Genomic DNA, 7,096 nt, shown 5'->3' with positions numbered 1-7,096 from the left:
TCAGCCACGTGATCATTCTGATCGCCCGGAGCTGCCAACCGCAGCGACCGGGCGACTCGTCACGAGAGGCGAAGGTTGCCTGATGCGGCACTAGCACCGTGACGCGGCGCAGGTCCGGGGCCATGTCCTTGATGGAGCGGGTGACGGTGCGTCCTTCGAGAACGCCCCGCACCCTCGTGTCGTCGGCCTCCAGCCGCTGGACCACGAACAGGTCCCGGTGCCGGCGCCGCAGCGTGCGCTGGGCCTTCGCCACGATCTCCGGCCGCTCGATCGTCAAGTAGGGGTCCAGCAACTCCATTGCGCCGACCGGGACGTAGACCGACCGGGGCCGCTTCTGCTTCGCGCAGGCCGCCAGATCGACATCGGCGGTCCGTGGACGGCGCCCTGCCATCAAGCCGAGCTCGGGCAGCAGCAGCGTGGACCACTCCTGGGCTCGCATCCCGGTCAGCAGCGCGAGCTCGGCCGCGGCCCGGTTGCGATGCGGGCGCCACCCGCCGAACGTCTCGTCGAGCTCGGCCTCGGGCGTCAGCCCACCGAATCCGACGTCCCGGAAGAACAGGTACTGCTCCAGCTCCAGATGCCGCACCCGCACGTCCGTGCTGAAACCGCTGCCCAGTGACTCCCCCTGCGACGACCGCCACGGGCTGACCCGCACGTAGCCGATGCGGATCAGGTGCTTGTAGAGGCTGACGATCGCGGCAGCGTCCCGGTCCCAGGTGGTTCCCGCCACCGTGTCCTCGGCGTCCTCGCGGCGCCACTGCCGGAACTGCAAGATGTCCACATCTCGGTGGCCGAGCGCAGGTCCGCCCCGCGGGCCAGCAGGAAGCCGAGCAGCATCAGCACCGTGTAGGCGTAGGCCCGCATCGACTTCGCGTCCCGCCGGGCCAGCGCCAGACTGCGAAACCACGAGGAGACCGGCTCCACCGGCCGCATCGCATCGCCCAGGAGGACCGGCGTACCGGTCGGCAGGCGATACCGCTCAAGAGCCCCTGCCAGCAGAGACCGATCGACCCCCGCGACATCACCGACCCGCCACACCGCCCGGTGGTTGGCGAAGTACAGCCGCACCGACCCCTCCCGTACCGACCTGAGCACGTTCATATGTATGCAGTCACGCCAACGGAAGATCGCTGCCGACGGCTACGGGCCAGACAAGATCTCACCCAGATGAGACACCTCTCGATGTCTGGAGAACCGTGTGGATGTGCACCACCGCCGCCGCCGCGACCGCGCGGAACGTCCGAGCGGAGCCGCGTGTCCGCCTGGGGCTGCCCGACACCGTCGACGTGGTGATGCTCCAGGGCGAGGCGGAGTGCTTCCCGGACGAGGACGTGCCCGCGGACGCGGCCGACGCCTACACCGCCACGTTCGGCTGGGACCCGCGGGTGGAGGAGGGCTCCCATCTGTACCTGCGCGTGGTGCCGCGGACCGTGTACGCGTGGCGCGGCACGGCGGAACTGCGCGGCCGCGTCCTCATGCGGGACGGAGAGTGGCTCGACTAGGGCTCGACCAAGGCTCGACCAAGGCTCGACCAGGGACGTTCCCGGCGGGCGTGACAGAGACGCCGAGGGCGGGTGGAGGGAGGCACGGCCCTTGTCCCGGTACGCCGGTACGGGCCGCGAACCGCTCGCCCCGCCCGGTCCGCGCGCGGGCGGCCCCTGGGTTCCCGTGTCAGGGAGAACAGCCCGTAGAGTGGCGGCCATTGCTTTCGCGGAGCGGCCGGGGACCGGATCGGCCGGCCCGCGCGGATCGACCAGGGGGACAGGGGACGGGGATGAGCAGCGAGCCGCAGCACCCCACGTCCCGGATCAGCGAGGCCCTGCGGCCCGCCGGGCCGCCGACGGCCCCGCCCGTACGGTCTTCCGCGCCGCCGGCACCCGCGACGCCCGCCAAAGCCCCCGCGCCCGCCGTGCCCACCGCGCCCACCGCGCCGTCGGTGTCCTCGGGGCCACCGGGCGGCGGCGCCGACCCTACGGAGTCCCGCGCGACGGACCGCCCGGAGCCCCCCGCCTCCCGGATCGGCGACGCCCTCCAGCCCGCCGCACCGGCGACACCGCCCGCACCGGCCGCGCCCCAGGCCCCAACTCGGCGCACCGCACCCGCCACCCCCGAGCCCAGCCCGGCCCCGGCCACGCCCGCGCCCACGCGTTCCACCGGACGCCCGCTGCCGCCCGAGCAGCCCGCCGCCGGCGCCGAGCGGCCCACGGAGACCACCACCCGTCTGCGTCCCATACGTGACAGCCGGACCGCTCCGGTTCCCCGCACCACCCCCGCGCCGCCCTCCCCGGCCCGCCCCGCGCGGCCGCCCGCCCGGCCCGTCCCCGCCCCCCGTACCGGAGCCGCGCCCGCCCCCGGATACCCGTACGACACCTGGGCCCTGGGCGCCCCGACGCCGGCCGAGACCACCACCCGCCTCCGCCCCGTCCCAGGCCGCCGCACCGGCCGGGTCGTGGGCGCCGCCGTCTGCGCCGTCCTCGCCGCCGGACTCGTCGGCGGCGCCGCGGCCGGCGCGCTGCTCACCGACAGCGGCCCGAACGAACGCGACGAGCCCCCGGGCTTCACCCCCGCCCGCGCGCTCTGGCACGACGCCCCCGTCGACACGCTCTTCCCCCGCACCCTCCCCGGCCCCTCGGCCGGCCCCGGCGGCGCGCCCCGCACCTGGACCCGGATCGTCGTCGCCACCGACACCGCCTGCTCCGCCGAGAACCTGCCGCCGAAGCTGTACGCGGCGCTGAGCGCCGTCGGCTGCGACCGCGTCCTGCGCGCCACGTACACCGACGCGACGTCCTCCCAGGTCGTCACCGTGGCCCTGGCCTTCACCCAGGCCGACCCCGCCACCATGAAGACCCTCGGCGCCCGCGCCGCCGACGAACTCCCGCCCGCCCTGGCCGGCCCCGGCACCGTCGCCGCCCACTTCGGCGCCGCCCAGCGCGCCAGCTGGTGGCGGCACGTGCCGGCCGACCTGCCCGTGGTCGTCACCACCGTGTCCGGCTTCGCCGACGGCCGCACCGTGGCCGCGCCCGAACCCGCCGCCCGCGCGATGACGCCCAAGCGCACCAGCCCCGTCGCCCAGGCCGGCCTCGGCCACGAGGCCAAGGGCGTCGGCGAGGCCGTGGAGCAGGCCCTGCGCCGTACCGTCGCCGCCACCGTCGAGGAGGACAAGCGGTGACCCCGCGCCGTACCGCCGCCGCCCTGCTCGCGACCGCCTTCGCCGTGCTCCCGGCCACCACCACGCCCGCGTACGCCGACACCATCCGGGCCCGTCAGTGGGGTCTCGAAGCGCTGCACACCGGCACGGTCTGGCAGACCACCCGCGGCGAGGGCGTCACCGTCGCCGTCCTCGACACCGGCGTCGACGCCACCCACCCCGACCTCGAAGGCTCCGTCCTGCCCGGCACCGACCTCATCGGCTTCGGCGCCGCCCGCGGCGACCGGGCCTGGGCCCGTCACGGCACCGCGATGGCCGGCATCATCGCCGGGCACGGCCACGGACCCGGCGGCGGGGACGGTGTCCTCGGTGTCGCCCCGAAGGTCAGGATCCTGCCCGTGCGGGTCATCCTCGAAGGCTCCGACAAGCAGCGCGACAAGGCCCGCAAGAGCCGCGGCACCGCGCTCGCCGAGGGCATCCGCTGGGCCACCGACCACGGCGCCGACGTCATCAACCTCTCCCTCGGCGACGACTCCGAGTCCGCCCATCCCGACGCGGGCGAGGACGCCGCCGTCCAGTACGCCCTCGACAAGGGCGTCTCCGTCGTCGCCTCGGCAGGCAACGGCGGCGAGAAGGGCGACCACATCTCCTTCCCCGCCGCCTACCCGGGCGTCATCGCCGTCGCCGCCGTCGACCGCTACGGCACCCACGCCGCGTTCTCCACCAGCCGCTGGTACGCCACGGTCAGCGCGCCCGGCGTCGACATCGTCATCGCCGACCCCGACCGCCGCTACTACGAGGGCTGGGGCACCAGCGCCGCCGCCGCGTTCGCCTCCGGCGCCGTCGCCCTGATCCGCTCGGCCCATCCCGACCTGACGCCCGCCCAGATCAAGCGGCTCCTCGTCGACACCGCGCGCAGCCGCCCCGACGGCGGCCGCAGCGACGACAAGGGGTACGGGACGGTCGACCCCGCCGCCGCGATCAAGGCGGCCGACGGACTCAAGGGCGCCGACACGAAGAGCGCCGTCACCGGCTACACGGGCCGCTACTTCGGCAACGGCCCGGAGCCCGACGCCGACGACTCCCGCCCCATCGGTCTCCTCGCGCCCCTCGTCGGCGGTGTCGGCGTGCTCTTCCTGGCCGCCGCCGTCGCCCTGTGGCGCGGCGGCCGTACGCGCTGAGCCGCCATACGCGCGGGAGGGGACGGGCGGGCGGGCCGATCGGCCCAGGTCCACCGGCCGGACCCCGGCCGGTTAGGCTCGGGGCGTGGAGCTCAAGAACATCCCTGACCCCGGTTACTCCGACGACGACGGCTCCGCCGACCCGCGGCTCGCCGCGGCGCTCGCGGCCTGGGCGGAGGACCGGACCGCGCACGGGCCCGTCCTCGCCGCTCTCCAGGACGCCCGGCTGCTCGTTCCCGTCGTCGCCGTCCTCGGCGAGATCGAGATCGATCCCGAGACGGGCCTGAAGAAGGAGAAGACGAGCGACATGGCGGTGCCCACGCTCACCGCCGGCGACCGGCGCGCGCTGCCCGCCTTCACCTCGATGGAATCGCTGCATCTGTGGGACCCGGGTGCCCGGCCCGTCGCCGTCCCGCTCCACCAGGCCCTCGCAGCCCTCGTCCACGAGAAGGCCGACACCCTCGTTCTGGACATGTCGGGCCCGGTGCCCTACCAGGTGACCGGCTCGGCCCTGCTCGCCCTCGCGGAGGGCCGGACCAGCGTGGACCCGCTGGACGACCCGGCGGTACGGGACGCGGTACGGGCGGCCATCGCCGCCGAGCCCGCCGTGCTCAGCGCCCACCTGGGCCCCGGCTCCGCCGACGGCACCCTCGCCCTGGTCCTCGCCGAGGACGCGGCCCCGGCCGAGGCCGCCCAGCGCGTGGCCCGCGCCCTCGCGGCCGACGAGACGCTGAGGGCCCGCCTGGTGCGCGGCCTCGACCTGGCCCTGCTGCCGGCCTCGGCGACGCCTCCGGGCGAGCCCTTCTACGTCAGGAACTGAGCGGGTACCGGCCCAGCGGCCGGTGGGCGGTCGGCGGTGCGGGCTTCGTGCCGTCGGCCGCCCTTTCCGATGCCCGGCCCGCTGTACGCCCCGGTGCACGGCCCGACGTACGGCCCGATGTACGGCGTGGGGCGGCGTGCCCTCCCGGCGTCCGGCTGCGGCGCCTCCATAGTGGGGCCCCATGAGCACCGAACGGACGGCCCGGGAACCCGGACGGAATCCCCGCCCCGACGCGAAGGTCATCGGGATCGGCATGGCGGCGGTCGTCGGCCTGGTCGGCTGGGCGGCCCTCGGCAAGGCGTCCTTCGACACCGCTTCCTCCACGGCCCTCGGCTGGGTCCTCGCCAACTTCGCCTGGCTGTTCGTGACCGCCGCCGACGTCTTCCTCGTCCTGTGCCTGGTGATCGCGGTGAGCCGGTTCGGCCGGATCCGGCTCGGCGCCGACGACTCCGAGCCGGAGTTCTCGAACCTCGCCTGGATCGCCATGATGTTCAGCGCGGGGATGGGCATCGGCCTGATGTTCTACGGAGTGGGGGAGCCACTCCAGCACTTCCTCAGCCCGCCCCCGGCGACCGGCGTCGCGGCCGGTACGGGCGACGCGGCCCGGGTCGCCCTGGAGTACTCGTTCTTCCACTGGACATTCGTCCCGTGGGCCATCTACGGCATCGCCGGTCTCGCCCTCGCCTACGCGGGCTTCCGCAAGGGCCGCGGCAACACCCTCAGCGCCGCCTTCGTGCCGCTGCTCGGCGAGCGCCGGGCGGCCGCCTGGCCGGGCCGGGCCATCGACCTGCTCGCCGTCTTCGCGACGGTCTTCGGGACGGCCACCAGCCTGGGCCTGGGCGCGCTCCAGGTGGCGGAGGGCCTCCATCTGACCGCCGGCGTGCGGGCTTCCACGGCCACCGAGCTGATCATCATCGCCACGCTCTCGGCGGCGTTCGTGCTGTCCGCGTTCTCCGGTCTGCACAAGGGTGTGAAGTGGCTGTCCACCCTCAACATCGTCCTCGCCGCGGCCCTGGCGGCCTTCGTGTTCCTTCTGGGGCCGACCGTCTACATCCTGGACACGATCCCCGCGTCGCTCGGTGGCTTCCTGCACGACGTGGTGCCGATGGCGAGCCGCACCGGCGCGTTCTCGGACCGGGCCTGGCTGGGGGCATGGACGATCTTCTACTGGGCGTGGTGGCTGTCCTGGGCGCCGTTCGTCGGCACCTTCATCGCCCGTATCTCGCGCGGCCGGACGGTGCGCGAGTTCCTGGTCGGGGTGCTGCTCGTGCCCTCGGGGGCGACGGTGATCTGGTTCTGCGTGATGGGTGGCACCGCCATCCGTCTGGAGTCGACCGGCGCCGCCGATCTGGCGGGCTCGGTGAAGACCGGGGCGGAGGCGTCGCTGTTCGCCATGCTGGACGCGCTGCCGATCGGCACAGTCACCTCGTACCTGGCGATGCTCCTGGTCATGACCTACTTCGTCACCAGCGCCGACTCGGCCTCGCTGGTGATGGGCTCACTGACCAGCCGCGGCGCGCTGAACCCGCCGACCTGGCTGGTGGTGGCGTGGGGTGTGCTCATGGCGGCGGTCGCCGCCGTCCTGCTGGTCGCCGGCGGGCTGTCCTCGTTGCAGACCGCGACGATCCTGGTGGCGCTGCCCTTCGTGCTCGTGATGCTGGGCCTGTGCTGGGCGCTGCTGAAGGAGCTGCGGACGGACCCGGGCGCGGGCCCCGCCCGGCATCCCGCGCTGCACGGCGTGCGGGACGCGGTGCGCGCCATGGTGGGCGAGGCGATCACCGAGCAGGGCGCGGCCCGCCACCACCGGCTGCGGCGGGCCGCCCGGTCCCGTACGGACAAGGACGAGGACGGTGGCACCTGAGGGAGCCGTGTCGGTCTCCTCGGTCCCACGCCGAGCGGTGCCCCCCATGAACCACCTCCGGCCGCCACGGATGTACCCGTGGCGGC

The 7,096-nt window shown here is 74.7% G+C and carries 6 protein-coding genes; 5 read left to right on the top strand and 1 reads right to left on the bottom strand.

Annotation, left to right across the window (positions count from 1 at the left end; genetic code table 11):
- On the bottom strand, positions 1-781 hold a 781-nt coding region (locus ABZ693_RS35735), incomplete at its 3' end, for a site-specific integrase (protein WP_494485957.1).
- A gap of 349 nt (positions 782-1,130) precedes the next feature.
- Between ABZ693_RS35735 and ABZ693_RS35730 the strand changes: the two genes are divergently transcribed.
- From ABZ693_RS35730 to ABZ693_RS35710, 5 genes are all read left to right on the top strand, one after another.
- Positions 1,131-1,502: a pyridoxamine 5'-phosphate oxidase gene (locus ABZ693_RS35730; protein WP_359885666.1), complete on the top strand. Its 372-nt coding sequence runs from the start codon at positions 1,131-1,133 to the stop codon at positions 1,500-1,502.
- Between the two features lie 272 nt (positions 1,503-1,774).
- Positions 1,775-3,169 (top strand): hypothetical protein, encoded by a 1,395-nt coding sequence (locus tag ABZ693_RS35725; protein WP_359885665.1) that lies wholly within the window; start codon positions 1,775-1,777, stop codon positions 3,167-3,169.
- Positions 3,166-4,329, top strand: a complete 1,164-nt coding sequence (gene mycP / locus ABZ693_RS35720) for a type VII secretion-associated serine protease mycosin (protein ID WP_359885664.1) — start codon at positions 3,166-3,168, stop codon at positions 4,327-4,329. The genes ABZ693_RS35725 and mycP overlap by 4 nt, the downstream gene beginning before the upstream one ends.
- An 85-nt stretch (positions 4,330-4,414) precedes the next feature.
- Positions 4,415-5,149, top strand: coding sequence for an SseB family protein (locus ABZ693_RS35715; RefSeq protein WP_359885663.1), 735 nt, complete (start codon positions 4,415-4,417; stop codon positions 5,147-5,149).
- A gap of 181 nt (positions 5,150-5,330) precedes the next feature.
- Entirely contained in the window at positions 5,331-7,010 is a 1,680-nt protein-coding gene (locus tag ABZ693_RS35710; RefSeq protein ID WP_359885662.1) for a BCCT family transporter, read from the top strand.
- Positions 7,011-7,096 lie beyond the last annotated feature (86 nt).

This window comes from Streptomyces laurentii (genome assembly GCF_040635425.1).
Classification (GTDB): Bacteria; Actinomycetota; Actinomycetes; order Streptomycetales; family Streptomycetaceae; genus Streptomyces; species Streptomyces laurentii.
The sequence above is the reverse complement of the archived record's forward strand: the minus strand, read 5'-3'. Positions and strand labels throughout refer to the sequence as shown.